At 57.5% G+C, this 16,504-nt stretch carries 14 protein-coding genes and 1 tRNA gene; 8 read left to right on the top strand and 7 right to left on the bottom strand.

Going from position 1 to position 16,504, the window contains the following annotated elements; translation table 11 throughout:
- Positions 1–182 precede the first annotated feature (182 nt).
- Positions 183–281, bottom strand: a tRNA-Thr gene (locus HPY73_05380).
- Between the two features lie 113 nt (positions 282–394).
- On the opposite strand from HPY73_05380, the gene HPY73_05375 reads away from it, so the two are divergent.
- The gene (locus HPY73_05375; protein QLH74928.1) at positions 395–1,411 is read left to right on the top strand and encodes a DUF835 domain-containing protein; all 1,017 of its coding nucleotides are present in this window, start codon (positions 395–397) and stop codon (positions 1,409–1,411) included.
- Positions 1,412–1,417: 6 nt separating this feature from the next.
- Here the strand turns inward: HPY73_05375 and HPY73_05370 are convergent, their stop codons facing one another.
- Both HPY73_05370 and HPY73_05365 read right to left on the bottom strand, forming a co-directional pair.
- On the bottom strand, positions 1,418–2,464 hold the full coding sequence (locus tag HPY73_05370; protein ID QLH74927.1) for a hypothetical protein: 1,047 nt from the start codon (positions 2,462–2,464) through the stop codon (positions 1,418–1,420).
- Positions 2,465–2,479: 15 nt separating this feature from the next.
- Positions 2,480–3,352 (bottom strand): TIM barrel protein, encoded by an 873-nt coding sequence (locus tag HPY73_05365; GenBank protein ID QLH74926.1) that lies wholly within the window; start codon positions 3,350–3,352, stop codon positions 2,480–2,482.
- A 79-nt stretch (positions 3,353–3,431) separates the two neighbouring features.
- On the opposite strand from HPY73_05365, the gene HPY73_05360 reads away from it, so the two are divergent.
- Genes HPY73_05360 through HPY73_05350 form a run of 3 tightly spaced genes read left to right on the top strand, consistent with a single transcriptional unit; the run spans position 3,432 to position 5,492 of the window.
- A complete protein-coding gene (locus tag HPY73_05360) occupies positions 3,432–3,908 on the top strand; it encodes an adenosine-specific kinase (protein QLH74925.1) in 477 nt (158 codons plus the stop codon).
- The gene (locus HPY73_05355) at positions 3,853–4,674 is read left to right on the top strand and encodes a class I SAM-dependent methyltransferase (protein QLH74924.1); all 822 of its coding nucleotides are present in this window, start codon (positions 3,853–3,855) and stop codon (positions 4,672–4,674) included. The genes HPY73_05360 and HPY73_05355 overlap by 56 nt, the downstream gene beginning before the upstream one ends.
- Positions 4,671–5,492, top strand: coding sequence for a DNA-3-methyladenine glycosylase 2 family protein (locus tag HPY73_05350; protein QLH74923.1), 822 nt, complete (start codon positions 4,671–4,673; stop codon positions 5,490–5,492). The genes HPY73_05355 and HPY73_05350 overlap by 4 nt, the downstream gene beginning before the upstream one ends.
- Here HPY73_05350 and HPY73_05345 read toward each other — a convergent pair.
- A complete protein-coding gene (locus HPY73_05345; GenBank protein ID QLH74922.1) occupies positions 5,481–5,879 on the bottom strand; it encodes a helix-turn-helix domain-containing protein in 399 nt (132 codons plus the stop codon). The genes HPY73_05350 and HPY73_05345 overlap by 12 nt on opposite strands.
- A 187-nt stretch (positions 5,880–6,066) precedes the next feature.
- Between HPY73_05345 and thiM the strand changes: the two genes are divergently transcribed.
- Both thiM and thiE read left to right on the top strand, forming a co-directional pair.
- Positions 6,067–6,873: a hydroxyethylthiazole kinase gene (gene thiM / locus HPY73_05340; protein QLH74921.1), complete on the top strand. Its 807-nt coding sequence runs from the start codon at positions 6,067–6,069 to the stop codon at positions 6,871–6,873.
- On the top strand, positions 6,870–7,502 hold the full coding sequence (gene thiE / locus HPY73_05335) for a thiamine phosphate synthase (GenBank protein ID QLH74920.1): 633 nt from the start codon (positions 6,870–6,872) through the stop codon (positions 7,500–7,502). The genes thiM and thiE overlap by 4 nt, the downstream gene beginning before the upstream one ends.
- On the opposite strand, the gene HPY73_05330 is transcribed toward thiE, so the two are convergent.
- Positions 7,492–12,879, bottom strand: coding sequence for an ATP-dependent helicase (locus HPY73_05330; GenBank protein QLH75684.1), 5,388 nt, complete (start codon positions 12,877–12,879; stop codon positions 7,492–7,494). The genes thiE and HPY73_05330 overlap by 11 nt on opposite strands.
- A gap of 147 nt (positions 12,880–13,026) precedes the next feature.
- Between HPY73_05330 and HPY73_05325 the strand changes: the two genes are divergently transcribed.
- Together HPY73_05325 and HPY73_05320 are read left to right on the top strand one after the other, a co-directional pair.
- Positions 13,027–13,935 carry a hypothetical protein gene (locus HPY73_05325; GenBank protein QLH74919.1) on the top strand — a complete coding sequence of 303 codons (909 nt, stop codon included), beginning with the start codon at positions 13,027–13,029 and terminating at the stop codon, positions 13,933–13,935.
- 26 nt (positions 13,936–13,961) lie between these two features.
- Complete coding sequence (locus tag HPY73_05320) at positions 13,962–14,993, top strand: carboxypeptidase regulatory-like domain-containing protein (protein ID QLH74918.1); 1,032 nt, start codon at positions 13,962–13,964, stop codon at positions 14,991–14,993.
- Here the strand turns inward: HPY73_05320 and HPY73_05315 are convergent.
- Together HPY73_05315 and HPY73_05310 are read right to left on the bottom strand one after the other, a co-directional pair.
- The gene (locus HPY73_05315; GenBank protein QLH74917.1) at positions 14,990–15,649 is read right to left on the bottom strand and encodes a fumarate hydratase C-terminal domain-containing protein; all 660 of its coding nucleotides are present in this window, start codon (positions 15,647–15,649) and stop codon (positions 14,990–14,992) included. The genes HPY73_05320 and HPY73_05315 overlap by 4 nt on opposite strands.
- The gene (locus HPY73_05310) at positions 15,571–16,440 is read right to left on the bottom strand and encodes a fumarate hydratase (protein QLH75683.1); all 870 of its coding nucleotides are present in this window, start codon (positions 16,438–16,440) and stop codon (positions 15,571–15,573) included. The genes HPY73_05315 and HPY73_05310 overlap by 79 nt, the downstream gene beginning before the upstream one ends.
- Positions 16,441–16,504: the final 64 nt, after the last annotated feature.

Genomic DNA, 16,504 nt, shown 5'->3' with positions numbered 1-16,504 from the left:
CATTTGCAGCTCGGCCCCGGGGGAGACGTGGTCCAAGATGAACGGACCACAAGGACAAGAGAGCGTTTAGTATGGGCCCTTTCGATGCTCTCTTAAGGCAATGATCGTCAAGATGGTCGGTCCCACAAAATTCACTTGCCCTGTGGCATCCAATGCGCTGACGCCTGAAGACGAGGAAAAAATGGAGCCACTGGAGGGGATCGAACCCCCGGCCTACAGTTTACGAAACTGTCGCTCTATAACGGTCAACTTCGGATTGACTGCCGCTGAGCTACAGTGGCCTAGGGTTGCCTTCATCAGCTCCGCCGATTTAATCCTTTCGTCCTCGAGGCCATTCTAGGACCATTTCAATAAGAGACAAAAGATAATATCCTCAGATGCCCAATCATACTTCGTGTTGGTCGGTGCGCTAGCTGAGATATCGGTCCCCCCGGGGGAGATGATAGAAGTGAGGAAGGGCGGGCAGGAGTCCTTCCGCATGGTGATGGAAAAGGTCAAGAAGATGCCTTTGACAGGATATCTCCAGTCGTCCCTGGCGCTTGAAGGGCATGATTCCAGCGGCATCATCATCTTTGAAGCGGGCAGGCCGATATATGCTATATACTCGTTCAGACCATCTGGCAACGAGTCTGTGGAGATCATCTATCGTGGTGAGAGGGCCATGGAGTTCGTCTGCGGCGATTCCCTCTACTCAAACGCAGAGATCGAGCTGCACAAGGTCGGGGAGATAAAAGAGCTGGAGAAGGTACTGAAGGGCAGGGACGTGAGCAAGGACTACGACCGACCTCTTGAGAATATCCTTCATCATAAGGTCGTCGATGGGAAGGCGCAAAAAGCCCCCGTGGCACAGGTCGATGATGCCGACCAGATGGCGGCCGCGATATTGGAATTCCATCTGAGGAACATCAAGGAAAAGGCCTCCCCCAAGAAAGAGCTGAGGATAGATGTCGAGCTGACGGAGGGGGAGAGCTACCTGGTGGAAGAGGCGAGCAGGGACTACTCCCATGGGATATTCGCCTACCTGGTGGAAGATGGCATGACCGGTCTGGGTATCACACGGGCCAACCCTCGAGGTCTGCGGTCCCGGATAGGAAAGGGTGAGGCTCAGATATACTGGTTGACGGACCACGAGACCAAGAGCGAAGAGACGATCTCTCCATCCCTCGAAAAGATCATGGTGGTTGTGGAGGAGTTCTTATCAAAGAACGATAGGTGCGTTGTCCTCATCGATGACCTTCAGTACCTTGTCAGCAGCAATAATTTCGAAGGGGCGGTCCGGTTCATAAGGAGCCTTGTTGACAAGATGTCGGAAAAGAAGGCGATGTTCTTGATGTCGGTGGACCCGGCGAGCCTGAACAATCAGGAGCGGTCCATCATCGAGAGGGAGATGAACGTCATCAGGTCCGCTTGATCCGTTTCATATCCTTTTCAGCTCGCTCTTGAACTCGATCAGATGCTCCAGCGCCTTGTCATATCTTTCCTTTTTAACTGCAAGGCCTGCTTCCTTGAGCACCTTGACCAAGATGCTGACATCCTTACCCTCGGCCTTGGCCTCCAAGAGCTGCGCCTTGGCCCGCTTTATCTCCGCGTTCGTGACATCGGGGAGCACCCTGATAAGCTCCTCCTTACCTTTCCTGGCGAGGATCCCCATCATAGCCCAGTCCCCATGCTCTTCAGCGTCCTGGGCCTCCTTCAGCATACGGCGGGCTTCCCTCGTGTCGACGTAGAAGCGCTCGGAGTTGAGGATGGTGGCCTCCAACTGGTCATAGAGCTCCCTTGCCTCGACGTACTTGCCCGTGACCTTCTCCGATATCTTCCTGCCGTTCTTCGCCTCTCGGAGAGCGCCCTCGTAATCCCTCTTTGCAAGAAGTTCTCTTGCCTTTCTCGATGAGGCGTCGATGTCCGAAGGGTCTGTCCCCATGCCCTTGGCTATCTGTACCAGCTTCTCGAGGTACTCGATGTCCGCAGCGATCCGGTCCTCTATCTTCCGCCTGATGAGCGAATGGCACTCCTTAACGCTAGCGACGGCAATGGCCAGCTCCTTGTTCTTGCCGGCCTTCACGGCCTTGTCTATCAGGACCCTGCACTCCGTGATGTCGATGGCGTGTTCCTTCGCTAGTTCCATCAAGGGCTTTACCTCGGACACATATACAGGGAACTGCCTTTTCAGCTCCTCCTCATCGGATGCTGGATGTTGTCCAGCCTCGGTCCTTGGTCCTGGTGACGGTTCGACGCTGGATGCCTTCTCCTTGAGCGGCCTCTCGCACTTGGGACAGACCTCGCTGTCCCCTGGGATGACATTACCACAATATTGGCATTCGATCCCCTCGACCTCTTCAAAAACGAACTCCGTCCCGCACTTGGGGCATCTCATCTGCCCCCCAGAAATATGGGTGCCGCACTCTGGGCAATCGAACTCGAACTCCTCGTTCTGCTGGTCCTCGTCCTTTTCTTCGGCGGCCAATATATCACCGGTCGACTAGTCGACGGGTGTAATGTAATGGATGGCCTTATTCCTGTCGGTCCTTGTCGCTCCCGAACAACGTTCCAGCATCGCCTTCATTTTCAAGGCGCCATCGATGGGCGAGGGGGTCTCGCTGATCAAAGTGATGTGCCTCTCGCTTCTGGCCAACAGCTCCGCCAGCGGTTCATAGTCTGGTGAGCCTGAGTCGAGGCCCGAATGGTTCTTCTCTCCCGCCCCGGTGTACTCGATGCCGCTGAAGTGGCAATGTGTCCTTTTGACAGGAAGGGCATCGTGCTCGGCGAGCACCGACTCGAACCCTTCCCTCCCCTTGATGGACCCGCCTCCCCTCGCATGGAGATGTGCAAAATCTATCACTGGCTGGACGCCGTGGACGTGTGACATCACCTGCTGGATCTCGGCGATGGTGCCCCATTGCCCTTTCTTTCCCATCGTCTCAAGCCCGATGACCACATCGTTGTTCTCAAGGTCCAATATCCTCCTGCAGAGCGAGATCCCTTCGATGACCTTCTTTGTTGCCTTCTCGCTGCTTGTCCCTGAATAGGATGCCGCGTGCACGACTATTATCCAGGCCCCCATCATCTTCGCGGCCCTGGCCGTCCTCATCACCCAATCCCTGCTCTTCGCCACGGTCTCTTCGTTCATCGAGTTCAGGCTGATATAGTATGGTGCGTGGGCGCTCAGGACGACCCCCAATTCTCTCGCCCTCCTTCCGGCCTCGTGCGCCACGGCCTCTTGGATGCTGACATTTCGGACGAACTGGACCTCCATCGCGTCGAGCCCGAGGGCCCTGGTCCTCTCGACCGCATCAACCAGGTCTGAGGCGCCGGGAGGATGGCCTGCCTGTCCGACCCTGATCATCGCGCTCATATCCCAGGCCGGGATATTTCAAGTGTTCCTCGAAAGATAAAATACGGGCAAGTGCCTTAATTCCCTCCGAGGGAAGAGGATGGAACAGGTCAGGATCGACAAACCTGCGGACGTGAACATCGTCATTGGGCAGTCGCACTTCATCAAGACGGCGGAAGACCTCTATGAGGCGATGGTGAACGCCGTCCCTAGCGCAAAGTTCGGGATCGCGTTCTGCGAGGCCTCTGGTCCAAGATTGGTCAGGGTGGAGGGCAATGACCCTGAGCTGCGGTCGTGCGCTGCCAAGAACGCCATGAGGATAGGTGCAGGGCATTCGTTCATCGTGGTGATGCGCAACTGTTACCCAGTGAACGTGCTGAGGGCGATCAAGGACGTACCAGAGGTCTGCAGCATCTTCTGTGCCACGGCCAACGAGCTAGTTGTGCTCGTGGCCGCGAACGAAAAGGGACGGGGGATAGTCGGAGTGATCGACGGCGAATCGCCCAAGGGGGTGGAGACAGATGATGACATCAGGGAAAGGCGCGAGTTCCTCAGGAAGATCGGTTACAAGCATTGAGGACGCGGCCGACCAGTATGAGCTCTTCGCAAAGTATTATGATATCTGGCATGAGGATTTCACCGAGGACATCGAGTTCTACAAGAGGATGGCCAGTTCCACCGGGGGCCCTGTTCTGGTGTGCATGTGCGGGACGGGCAGGACGCTGATACCGTTGGCCAAGGAGGGCTATGAGATAACAGGGTTCGACCTCAGCGACGCCATGTTGGACAAGTTGACGGCGAAGCTCGAGACGCTCGATGAGGAAGTGCTCGAGAACGTGCACGTGGGGCATGCCGATATACGCGATTTCATGTGCGGGAAGAGGTACAGGCTCATCTTCGTGCCCTTCAATTCCTTCCTGCACCTATTGGAGACGGCGGACCAAGAGGTCGCATTGAGGAACATCGCAGAGCATCTGGACGATGAGGGGCGGTTCGTCCTGAGCATGTTCAACCCTCAGTTGGACCGCCCAGAGAACCTCTTGCGCCACAGAGGGACCAGGATGATGAGGACGGGGGAGATCATCACCTGGTTCGAGTCGCAGACGTTCGACCGGTCAAAGCAGACGACCACGTCCATGTACTTCTTCGATATCTCCAGGCAGGACAAGGACCTCAGGAGGGTGACGACGTCGGTCACCCTGAGATACATGTTCATGCGGGAGGCGGTCGAGCTCCTGGAGCGATGCGGGCTGGAAGTGGTGGAGACCTATGGCGATTATCTGCAGGGGCCTTTCAGGGACGATAGCAAGATGATGGTCTTCGTGGCACGGAAATCGCAATGATGTTCAAAGATCTGGACCTGGACAGGACGCTGTCCTGTGGCCAGGTGTTCCGTTGGAAAAAGGAGGGGGACCGTTGGAGCGGCTTTATAGGTGGCCGCCCGGTCACATTGCGCCAAAGGGGATGTGATATCGAGGTCATAGGGCGTGTGACGGAAGATGAGGTCCTGAAGTATTTCAGGGCCGATGACGACCTGGACGAGATATATCAGGACATCATGGTCAACTGCGGGGACGAGAGGATGACGGTCATCCTGAATGGGAACCGTGGTCTCAGGATAGTCAGGCAGGACCCATGGGAATGCGCCGCATCATATGTCCTCGCCACCTTTGTCCATATCCCCAGGATAGAAAGGATGATCGCAAATCTATGCAGCGCATATGGGGAGGAGGTCGAGGAAGGTGTCATGTCGTTCCCGGGACCAGAGTCCATCGCTTCGGACCCAGAGGTCGCCAGGAGCTGTGGCCTGGGCTTCAGGTGCGAGCGCTTTGTAGAGTTCGCTAAGCTGGTCACGAAGGGGGATGTCGACTTCGATGCCCTGAGGGAGATGGAATATGATAGGTGCATCAAGGAGCTCGTGAAGCTCCCGGGGATAGGGGACAAGGTCGCTGATTGCATCGCGCTGTTCTCGTTGGACCACCTTGAGGCCTTCCCGGTAGATGTGAGGATCAAGAAATCGATGAAACATCTATGGGGCATCCAAGGGAGCTATAGGAGCGTCAGCTCACGGTCCAGGCAGCTCTTCGGCCGCTATGCAGGTTATGCACAGGAGTACATTTACCTGCATATGAGGGAGCGGACCAGGCGCTTACCCGGTTAGGTCTGCCTTGTCGCATTCGAACTCGGGGCAGACGCATTGGGGCGCCTTGAGGCCCGTGTGGATCTCATAGACCTTGACCAGCATACCAGACCTCTTGACCATCTCGCAGATCCGGCATGTCTCGGTCACGATGTCAGACCCATTCAGGATCCTGACGGCCGCCTGCTCGACCTCCTTTTTGAACTCGTCGTACCTGCCGCTGTTCTCTATCTCCTTGCTTGTCCCCCTCTTGGCCTTCAGATATTGAGATATTGCTGCGTCGGTCACACCGAAGCGTCTGGCTACCTCCGCCTGGCTCAGATGGTGCCTATCGACAAGCTCTCTTGCCAGCTCCCTTCTTATCGAGGGCAGGACGTACCAGACTATCAGCTCACAGGGGATCTTCATATGAGACAGTAATTGTTAACGATAATAAATAACTTAACACTTCCTGCCGAGCCTGACCATGTGAACAAGGCCAGATGTTCAATGGACCGGCATCGGTGTCGTACAGCTCCATCTGAGAGGACCGAAGGCCCATCGACCGACATGTAATATTGATGATGTTCTATCCGGGAGCTAGGAAGGTGGCCGCATGCAGAACATGACCTATGCCAAAGCATTGGAAGTGCTGAGAGGGAAGAGACCGCTGGTGCATCATATCACCAATTATGTGACGGTCAACGATTGCGCCAACATCACGCTGTGCATCGGTGCCTCCCCCGTCATGTCGGATGCGGAGGGGGAGGTGGAGCAGATGGTCTCCCTGGCAGGGGCGCTGGTGCTCAATATCGGGACCCTTAATGACGCCCAGGTGAGGTCCATGCTGCTGGCAGGCAGAGAGGCGAACAGAAGGTCCATCCCTATCGTCCTAGACCCCGTAGGAGCTGGTGCGACCAAGATGAGGACTGAGGTCACAAGGATGCTCCTCTCAGAGCTGAAGGTTTCGGTCCTGAAGGGCAACGCAGGGGAGATCGGGGTGCTTGCGGGCAGCGGGGGCATCGTCCGAGGGGTGGACTCAGAAGGCGTCAGTGGTGACCCGGTGTCCGTCGCGATATCTCTTGCCAGGTCATCAGGTGTGACGGTGGCCATGAGCGGGGCCACTGACGTCATTACAGATGGTCAAAGGACCGTGCTCGTCGACAACGGGCATCCATTGATGGGTAGATTATCGGGCACAGGATGCATGGTAGCGTCCGTCGTTGGTGCCTTCTCGGCGGTGATGGAGGACCCGGTCGATGCCGCCACATCGGCCTTTGTGTGCCTTGGGATCGCAGGAGAGAAGGCCGCTGAAAGGGCCAAAGGCCCCGGCTCTTTCAAGGTGGCATTGCTGGATGAGACGTATGGGCTAAAGGGAGAAGATGTCATAAAGATGGCCCGGACAAGGACGGTGCAGGAATGAAGTACGACCTCTATGTCGTCACGGACAGAAAGATAGGAAGAGGCCTAGGTCATGCGGAGATCGCCAAGATGGCGGCGAAGGGCGGGGCCGATGTGGTCCAGCTCAGGGACAAGACAATGTCGAAGAGGGAGCTCTATCTTACAGCGGTCGAGATGAGGCAGGTATTGTCCGACCTGGGAGCGTCGTTCATCGTGAACGACCATGTGGATGTGGCCTTGGCAGCCAAGGCCGATGGCGTCCATCTCGGTCAGGACGACCTTCCATTGGAGGCGGCTAGGATGATCGTCCCTGAGGATTTCATCATAGGGGTCTCGGTAGGAAGCGTGGCCCATGCGGTCAGGGCAGAAATGGATGGCGCGGACTACATCGCCCTGAGCCCGGTCTTCGATACTGCCTCCAAAGACGACGCGGGCGCCGGCAAGGGGCTGGAGATGCTTACCGAGATAAGGAAGGCGGTGAGAGTCCCGGTCATCGCGATAGGCGGCATCGACAAGAACAATGTCAGGTCGGTGATGGCCACCGGCGCGGATGGTGTCGCCGTCATCTCTGCGGTCGTGGGGCAGAAGGATATCGAGACCGCTGCAAGAGAGATGAAGACGGCCGTACAAAGGGCGAAGCTCAACCGGTGAAGTCCCCGAAATGGGTCCTCTCATAGAACTCCTGGATCTCCCAGTCCCTCTCCCTTTCGTCCAAAGACTCCCTTAGGGTGAGGCCCATCCTCCTGATGTGCTCGTTCATGATGCGCCTCGCCTCCCTAGGACCGATGAACTCGGTGATGGCGATCTCCTTGCCCCGACTGTTGGTGCGGACGATGGCCACCATCTCGGTGCCGTCGAAGATCACATGGAACGGCATGGTGAGGCCGAACCTCGCCTTGATCCTTGGCATCAGGTAGAGCATGAGCGAATCGTCGGGGGCAAGGACGAACCTGTGCTCGAAGGATGCCCTCGCCAGCATGTCAACGTCCTCGGCAAGCATCCAATGCAAGGAATCGTCCCCTGACAAAAGGAAGCCCTTTGAAAGGAAGCCCTCGTCCTCCAGCTCGGCGAGGACCTCCCTGATCTGCCGCATCCCCATCCCTATCCTCATGAACCTCGCGAGCTCCTCGGCCGTGAAAGTGCCATAGTTGCGGAACATGAGCTTCACGACCCTCTTCCTCGCCTCGTCCACGCTCATGTCGATGTCCGGCACGACCCTTATCTTGCCGGAGCGGTCCTGATATACAGCGGTGGAGTCGAAGAGCTTCTTCAAGGCCTCATAGGTCGTTCTCTGCCCTAGCGGCGATAGGTCATAAAGGGTCCTTCTGGATATCGGTCCTTCCCTCTCCAACACCCTCAGTACGGTCCTCACATCCTTTTCGTCGAGCGGTGCCCCCTTCGCCTTACGGAACAGCTTGGCATGCTCCATCGTCGTGTAGGTGACATAGTCCGGGACACCGAACACCTTGACCAGCGTCCCCTGTTCATAGAGCTTCTTGAGCGGCCATCTCTCATTGCATCTCTGCCAGGCATGGACATCCGACCGGAACCCCCCTGTGAAACGTATCCCTGCCAGGGGGTCGTGGAAGTGGTCCTCGGGATCGATGCGCTGTTTCCTCAGCACGTAGGCCATGAGCCTCTGGTCATCATACTGGACCGGAAGGACCCTCCCTTTGACGTACATCCCCTCGAGACGGATGAACCCGTGTTCCTCCAAGATGCCCCTGACCTCTTCGTCAAGGTCCGATACGGGACGGTCCAGCACCTCCTTTATCCTCACCACGTCAAAGCCAAGGCCCCTGTAGAACTCCATGAGGCGGTCGACGGCATCCAATGCTTGAGGCAGCAAGGAAGGGTCGTCCAGGTCCAAGGACCGTAGCTCGACGCACCCGCTCATCTCCCATTTCTCCGTCGCTCCGACCAGGCGGCCATTGTGAAGGATGGGGAATATCCACCCGTCCCCGAAACGTGAGGAGATCTCGGCCCACATCGGTTGCACCTCGGGGTCATAGAGCGAGACGATGGTCATTCCTTCGTCCTTTGGAACATGACCGTCAAGGGCCTCCTTCTCGTCCTCAAAAAGGACCATCTCTGTCCGCTGGTCCCCCACATAGACCCTTGTGAGGGGGAGCGAGGCGACCATCTTTTCCACCTCATCATATGAGAAGTCGGTCACCATTTTGATGGTGAAGACCGGGATGGGGCCGTAGGCCCTCACGAACCTTTCGACTATCCTGCGCTTCGGGTCCTCGGAGGCCTTACCAGGGACGTAGGGGATGTAGAAGTTCTCCCTTGACCAGTCCTCTCCATCCTCATACCTTCTCACGATGTACATGCCGCGGTCCAGGCGGTCGATGCTCTCTTTGACCTCCTCCTTGGGCAGACCTGTCATGGCGACCACCTGGCGCATGCTCAGGCCATCGTTCTGGCGCAAAAGCTCCAGTATCTGCTCGTCAAGGAATCCGAGCGTTCCTTGCCTGAAGGCGGCCACGTGGTCAGCGGCATCCTCTTCCAATATATAGCGGACCCTTCCGCGGAAGAAGCGCCCCAGCAGGAGCTTTCCCTCCTTTCGCAGGCGGACCCAGTCATCGAGCCTGAAGCCCGGGACCCTCCTGTCCACATCGATGAGCATTCCGACATTGCCAAGGAACCTTACGCAGTCCTCTATGGACGTGAAGGGGCCGTTGAGCTTGGTCCTTCTGTACGAGGCGACGGTCCTGCTGTCATAGACCTCCCTTCCCTCTGAGCTCAGGCGGAGGTGGTCTATCTTCAGCATATACTGCATATGCTCAGAGACTACGAACCTCCCCTCGGTGGCTATCCCTTCCTCCACCAGGGCCGTCAGGCTCTGCTTCGCCTCATCTTCCGATATGCCCAGTGTGAACGCGGCCTCTTCGACCGTTAGGGGGCCTGATATGCCCAGCAACCTTGCCATGACCTTGTCCAAGGAGGCCTGCCTGTCCCTCCTCTCTATCGGCGCCTGCACGGAGAAGCGGTATTTCCCGTCCATAAATGACGAGCGCCGGACGAGGAACGACGTCTCCAGGTTCCTGAGCGCCCTCAGGACCTTTGCGTTCTCCACTCCCGCGAGCTGTTCAAGCTCCTGCACCGTGCGCTCCTCGGTCAAGGCCTGGAGCAACCTCATCTCAAGCTCATCGGGCCTCTTCTCCTTTGACAGCGCGGACGCGTATTCGGGCAGTTGCTCCGTGGCAATGAACTGCACGTCGTCGATCACGATCGAACTTATCTTCCCTTCCCTTAGGAGCTCGGACGCCCAGGCGTCCACCTTCTCCCTTGGGACGTTGGAATAGGGATATACGTTCCTTCCCTTCTCCTTGAATATGTGCATGGGGCCTGCCCTCCTGAGGAGGTCGAGCAGCGCCTCCTTGCTGTCCACCCTTCCGATCTTCCCTCTGAAATATGCATTGACCTTGTCGGCATCGAACTCGAACGCCCGGACATCGACGCCAAGGACCTTGGAGAGCACGCGGCGGTGCAGCTCCCTCAGCAGGGAGGAGCGGTCCTCCATCAGTACTATGTCGCTGATGCCTGCGAGGACGACGTTGTGGGCGAAGGGGGACGGCGTCTGTGAGAACTCGATGTGGTCCAGCCTTGCCTTTCCTGTCTCCAGCTGCTTGAGCACGAATGCGGCGTTCTGTATGTCCATCACGTCCTCGAGCACCTCGCGATAGGTCTCCTCGATGACCGGGGCGTCCTTCGCCTCTCCGAGCCTGTCCAAAAGGAACGTGGACCTCACCTGCTGCCTGTTCACGGACACCTCCCTCCCCTTGTAATTTCGCAGGATCATGAAGCTCCTGGCAGCGGTGTGCCTGAAACGTTGCTTGAATAGCTCCGAGTCCTTGACCGCCCTCCTGAGGATGTCCTCAAGGTCAGCGGAGCGGACAAGGCCGTCGAACATCGACAGGTCCACCTTTCTGGGGATGGTCAGCATGAAGGCGTCGTCCACCACTGAGACGGAGACATTGCATCCCAGCCTCGCGGTGACCTGGAACGCGTACGCACGTGAGAGAGCGTCGTTGACGCGCCTCCCGAACGGAAAATGGAAGATGACGTTGCTGTTCCCAGAATTGTCCAGGTAGCCCTCGATGATGAACGTCCTGTCGTCCGGTACCTTCGCCGTGTCCCTCTGCTCCTTGACATAGCTGATTATGGAACGGGCGGAGCCCTCATCGATGTCGAAGTCCTTGATAAGCCACTCTATGTTCTCCTTTTCATCTCTGTCCAAGCGGGAGGCCATCTCCCCTCTGAACTTCGCCACCTCCATCGATAGGTCGAAGCTCCTGGGGAGCATCTCCCCCGTCCAGGTGGGGACGGTCGGCTTCCGTCCCTGGGCGTTCCGGACGAAAGCCTTCATCCCCTTCGCCCTGATGAACTCGTAAGACTTGCCCCCGAGAACGAAGACATCCCTTGTGGCAAGGCGCTCTACGAACTTCTCTGACAGGTCCCCCACCATTGCCCCTTTTTCGGTGAAGACCTTGTAGTTCGCCTCCTCCGGAATCGTGCCCAGGTTGAGGAAATAGATCATCCTGGCGCCCTTCTTCCTGCCGAAGACCCCCGCCTCTTCGTCGAACCATATCTTCGAGTACACCCCCTCATACGAGTCCTTTGAGCCCAGATATCTGAGCACCTGGAGGAACGTCTCGCGTTCAAGGCGGCGGAAACAATGAGAGCGGCGGACCAGGTCGAAGGCCTCGTCGACGTCCCACCTCTTCTCGATGGACATTCCAACGATGCTCTGCGCCAGGACATCGAGGCAGTTCTCAGGTATGGTGACCCTGTCGATGTTCCTTTGATGAGCGGCGCGGCAGAGCACGGCGCATTCCACCAGGTCGTCAAGGTCGAACACCATCATTCTTCCTTTGGGCGTCTTGACATGGGAGTGCCCGCTGCGCCCTATGCGCTGAAGGCCCTTCGCCACGCTCTTTGGTGAGCCTATCTGGACGACAAGGTCCACCGAGCCTATGTCGATGCCGAGCTCCAATGAGGTCGAGGAGACCACGCACCTGAGCTGGCCGGTCTTGAGCCTTTCTTCGACATCGAGCCTCGTCTCCTTCGATAGGGACCCGTGATGGGCCTCTATGCTCTCTATCCCCCTTTCTTTGAGCTTATAGACGACGCTCTCCGTGCCGGTCCTCGTGTTGGTGAAGACGAGCGTTGTCCTATGCTGCTCTATCATCTCCTTGAGCTGGTCGTACATCTTTGAGTTGACGATCTCGTAAGGCAGGGTGGTTATGTCGTCCGTAGGGCATATCACCTTCAGGTCCAGGTTCCTCTTCGTTTTGACCTCAAGGACCTTGACGTCCCTCATCTCACCATTCTCGTAACCGACAAGGAAGGACGCTATTGATTCTATAGGGGCCAAAGTTGCCGACAGACCTATCCTGGTGATAGGTCTCTGGCTGAGCTCCTGGAGCCTTTCGAGCGTCAATGAGAGGTGGGCGCCCCTCTTCGCGTCGCATATCTCGTGGATCTCGTCGATGATGAGGTATTCCACCTGGGAGAACTTCTCCCTGAACTTCGGGGCGGCAAGGACCATCGCCAATGATTCGGGCGTGGTGATGAAGATATGAGGGGGGGACCTTAGTTGCCTCTGCCTCTCGGCCTGGGACGTGTCGCCGGAGCGCACGCCCACCCGGACCTTGGGCCAGTCATAGCCCTTGACCTTCGCGAGCTCGTGCATCTCGCGGAGCGGCTCTTCGAGGTTCTTGTTGATGTCGTTCGCGAGCGCCTTCAAAGGTGAGATATAGACCGCGTATATCCTGTCCTCAAGCTTTCCCTCCTTAGATCGCTTGAATAGCTCATTGATTATCGAGAGAAAGGCCGTCAGGGTCTTTCCGGACCCGGTCGGGGAGGAGACCAGGATGTTCTTCCTCTCATGTATCACCGGTACAGCGTAGGACTGCGGTTCTGTCAGGTCGTCGAACTTCGATTCGAACCACTCGGCGATGAGGGGGTCCATCATCTGCATGACCTCTGCCTTCGTGGCCCTCTTCGTCACCTTCTCCAACATGTTATGCGAACCTCGTAAAAGCGATTTCTATCCACTGTGCAGATATTATTATTTTGCCGAAGGTTTCCCGAAAAATGGCGAAACATGCGATGGGGGGCGCTGCCTTTATGAACCAAGGGGGTGCGTATTCCACACGGTGAGGGCTTGAAGTGGTTCAGGACCAGGGACAGGTCGATATCTATCGAGACCGGGGTGTGGGAGGATGCTCTGAAGGATGTGGAGGACCTTGAGAAGATGGCGGCTCTCGGTCTCAAGGTGTATACCGACTGCCTCAGGGAGGCGGGCTGCGCTCGGGACCGTGGGGTGGAGATGTCCATTGTGGCCTTTGCACATATCATCCATCACATGGCGGACAACATGGACGGCCCCATGATGGACGAGACCGTATGGCTCTTGGAAGAGGGGTGGAGGATGAATGAGACGACCTTCTGGGAATCTCCTGCTCTAGCGCTTCAAGGATATCGCCCGATGGTCTCAGGGGATGATGCCACGCCCCTCATCATCGAGAGGGTCGGGATGGACCTGCTATCGGTGGTGAGGCCCAACCTCATGAGGCTCGTATGGGCGATGCTTGTTGCCGATGGAAGGGCGGTGGGACCTCATGATGTGGAGCTCGCTGACAGGGGCGGTGGCTCGATGATCGTCCCCATGGCGCTCTTGAACAATCTGCTCGCCGAGGGCGCCCCCGATATGCTGGATGAGGAGGAGACCAAAGGAATGTCACATCTGGCCAATATCCTTGCCCTAGGGCCTGTGAATGGGGTCAGCACGGACGAGCTGCTCCAGGCGGTCCTGGGTAGGAGGTATATGCTCGATGAAAAGGGAGTGTTCCTATGGCCATATCTTAGCTCAGGGAATGGTGTGCATCTCGGTCCCACGGCCCTGAAGAAGGTCGCGACAAATATGGTGCAGGTCATCTCCGCATTGACCGCCTTCAAGGTCATGCTGGTGGCGATGGTGATGGGCGAGCATGGAGCGCTCTCGGTCACGTTGCCGGAGAGGCCTAGACAAAGAAAGAAGAAATCGGGCCGAGAGAGCACGGCCAACATTTAAACCTGTGAGCGTTCATCCCTTATTGGATGAGACGAGCTCTGGCCCTGTTCGCTGCGGCCCTCATGTTGTTCTGCTTCCCGTTTCCATATGTGCAGGCAGCGGAGCCTGTGGAGCTGGTATCGGTGTCAGGCACGGTCCGTGACCCTGGCGGTGCTCCTCTGCAGGGGGTCACCGTGAAGGCAATAAACACCACCAGCGGGGCCATATTTTCATCACTGACCAATGAGACCGGTGGCTATGAGCTCGAGGTGCCCTTAGGGACATACAACATCACGGCGACGCTCGTCAACTACACCGCCAACACCTCATACGCCTATGTGAACCTGGGCGCTATATCAACGGGACCCTATGATTTCACCATGACCGAGGTGCTTGGAAAGATAGTGGGGTTCATAACGGACAACGATGGGCCGGTGTACAATGTCATCGTCAGGTTATCAAACGAGGAGCGTAACTACACCACGACCTCCACACAGCTCTTCGGGAGATACGAGATAAACGGCATACAGCCTGGCATCTATGTGCTTTATGCTGAGAAGCGGGGATACAACAGGTTCAGCTATCCTCTCCCTGTGGAGGTCGAAAGAGGGAAGGTGCTGGAGATCGACATGACCCTCGAGGCGCAACCGGCGAGGGTGTTCGGCGTCGTGACCGCTGAGAACGGGCGCCCGATAGGCGATGTAAGGGTCACCCTCAAGGCCTCCGATGGTTCTCTGAACACGTTCACTGACACAGGCCCAGATGGCAATTATTCGATAGGAAAGCTTTCCGCTGGGACGTATACCATGACGTTCGAGAAGGAGGGCTATGAGACGGTGACGAAGAGCTTCGACTTCGGCCCTTACGAGGAAAAAATGGTGGATATAACGTTGGTCCGGGAACAGGCCGAAGGGGTGACGGTGCTCTTCGGTTATGACCTGGCCCACTCGTTGATGATCATCGGGTTCATCGTGGGGCTGGTGATCGTGCTCCTCGGCGTACTAGTGAATGTCAGGGGGCAAAAGAAGCCGGAACTTCTGGCCCAGATAGAACGAAAGGAAAAGGACGAGGGGGATTAGACCTTCCTCCTGAGCGCGTCGAGATTCTGTGCCACCTTCTTTCCTATGCTCTCGTACAACGAGCGGCCCTGGGCATCGATGGCGACGATGAGGGGCCCGAAATCTTCCATCTCCAGCTCCCACACCGCCTCGGGCATGCCAAGGTCGAGCCAATGGACCCCCTTTACCTTCTTTATGCCTTGTGCTGCGATGACGGCCGCCCCTCCTGTGAACACCAGATATGCACAGCAATATCGTCTGCAGGCCTCTGCCGTCGCCGAGGACATCCCGCCCTTGCCTATGATGGCCCCTGGACGGAACCTCTCGATGAGCTCCGGCTCCAGGTCGTTCATCCTGGAGCTGGTGGTGGGACCGGCCGCGATGACCTTCCACCCTTCCCCTTCCCTCTCGACTATCGGGCCGCAATGGTAGATCACCGCCCTCTCGAGGTCAAAGGGCAATCCCTCACCTCTCCTGGCCATCTCCAACGCCCGCAGGTGCGCCTCGTCCCGAGCGGTGAAGGCATTTCCGCTGATATGGACCTCCTGCCCCAATGACAGCTGGCGGATGTCGTCTTCCCTGACAGGCGAAACAAGCCTCACTCGAACCCCTCCGTGCTGAACCTGACCTTGCCATCGGGATATATCCTCGCGAACGCCCTCCTGGCGGCCCAGCATTGTATGTTGACCGCGACGGGCAGCGATGCCGTGTGGCAGTCCGCCTTCTCAATGGCCACGGCCAGCGCGGTCGTCCTGCCGCCAAGGCCCATCGGACCTATGCCGGTCATGTTGATGAGATCCTCAAGCTCTGATTCCAGATCTGCGATGTCATCATCCTTGTTCCTTCTCCCCAAAGGCCTTAGCAGCGCTCTCTTGGCCAACAGCATCGCCGAGTCTGCGGTACCACCGACGCCCACGCCCACGATGGAAGGGGGACAGGGCCTTCCGCCCGCTGCCACCACCGCCTCCAGGACCGTCTCTTTGACGCCCCTGATGCCTTTGGTCGGGTCGAGCATCTTTATCACGCTCATGTTCTCCGAGCCCGCGCCCTTCGGCATGAACGCGATCTCGATGAAATCTCCCCTGGGCGGTTCATGATGTATTACGGGCATCCCTTCCCCGATGTTCGAGCCGGTGCCGTGCCTTTTCAAAGGGTGGACCACGTTAGGCCTGAGGGGCACCTCCCTTGTCGCCCTCACGACCCCCTTGATCATGCCCTCCTCGACCTCCGAGGAGCAGGGACCGCTAACGAAGAATATCGGTACACCAGTGTCCTGGCACATCGGAACGCCCTTGGTCTCGGCAAGCCGCACGTTCTCGATTACCGTCCTGAGATGGACCCTGGCCACCTCCTCCGTCTCGTGCTCGAGCGCTCTATGCAGGGCCGCCACGACGTCCTCCGGCAGCGTGGTCACGGCCGTCCTTATCAGCCTGACGACCGTCTCCTCGACCAGCACCTGAATGCCCATAGGTGAGGCGAACACCATCTGACCTGATATTTCTTTGTCCTGCCCATAGATGGGGCGTAGGGAT

It is taken from the genome of Methanomassiliicoccales archaeon (assembly GCA_013415865.1).
Classification (GTDB): domain Archaea; phylum Thermoplasmatota; class Thermoplasmata; order Methanomassiliicoccales; family UBA472; genus MVRC01.
The sequence above is the reverse complement of the archived record's forward strand: the minus strand, read 5'-3'. Positions and strand labels throughout refer to the sequence as shown.

What these genes read in the sequence shown, in the direction of transcription:
- HPY73_05315 (QLH74917.1), bottom strand. Translation starts at nt 15,649, where the DNA reads ATGCTGGGCCGCCAGGAGGGCGTTCGCGAGGATATATCCCGATGGCAA.
- HPY73_05350 (QLH74923.1), top strand. Translation starts at nt 4,671, where the DNA reads ATGATGTTCAAAGATCTGGACCTGGACAGGACGCTGTCCTGTGGCCAG.
- HPY73_05360 (QLH74925.1), top strand. Translation starts at nt 3,432, where the DNA reads ATGGAACAGGTCAGGATCGACAAACCTGCGGACGTGAACATCGTCATT.
- HPY73_05365 (QLH74926.1), bottom strand. Translation starts at nt 3,352, where the DNA reads ATGAGCGCGATGATCAGGGTCGGACAGGCAGGCCATCCTCCCGGCGCC.
- HPY73_05345 (QLH74922.1), bottom strand. Translation starts at nt 5,879, where the DNA reads ATGAAGATCCCCTGTGAGCTGATAGTCTGGTACGTCCTGCCCTCGATA.
- thiE (QLH74920.1), top strand. Translation starts at nt 6,870, where the DNA reads ATGAAGTACGACCTCTATGTCGTCACGGACAGAAAGATAGGAAGAGGC.
- thiM (QLH74921.1), top strand. Translation starts at nt 6,067, where the DNA reads ATGCAGAACATGACCTATGCCAAAGCATTGGAAGTGCTGAGAGGGAAG.
- HPY73_05310 (QLH75683.1), bottom strand. Translation starts at nt 16,440, where the DNA reads ATGGGCATTCAGGTGCTGGTCGAGGAGACGGTCGTCAGGCTGATAAGG.
- HPY73_05320 (QLH74918.1), top strand. Translation starts at nt 13,962, where the DNA reads ATGAGACGAGCTCTGGCCCTGTTCGCTGCGGCCCTCATGTTGTTCTGC.
- HPY73_05355 (QLH74924.1), top strand. Translation starts at nt 3,853, where the DNA reads ATGATGACATCAGGGAAAGGCGCGAGTTCCTCAGGAAGATCGGTTACA.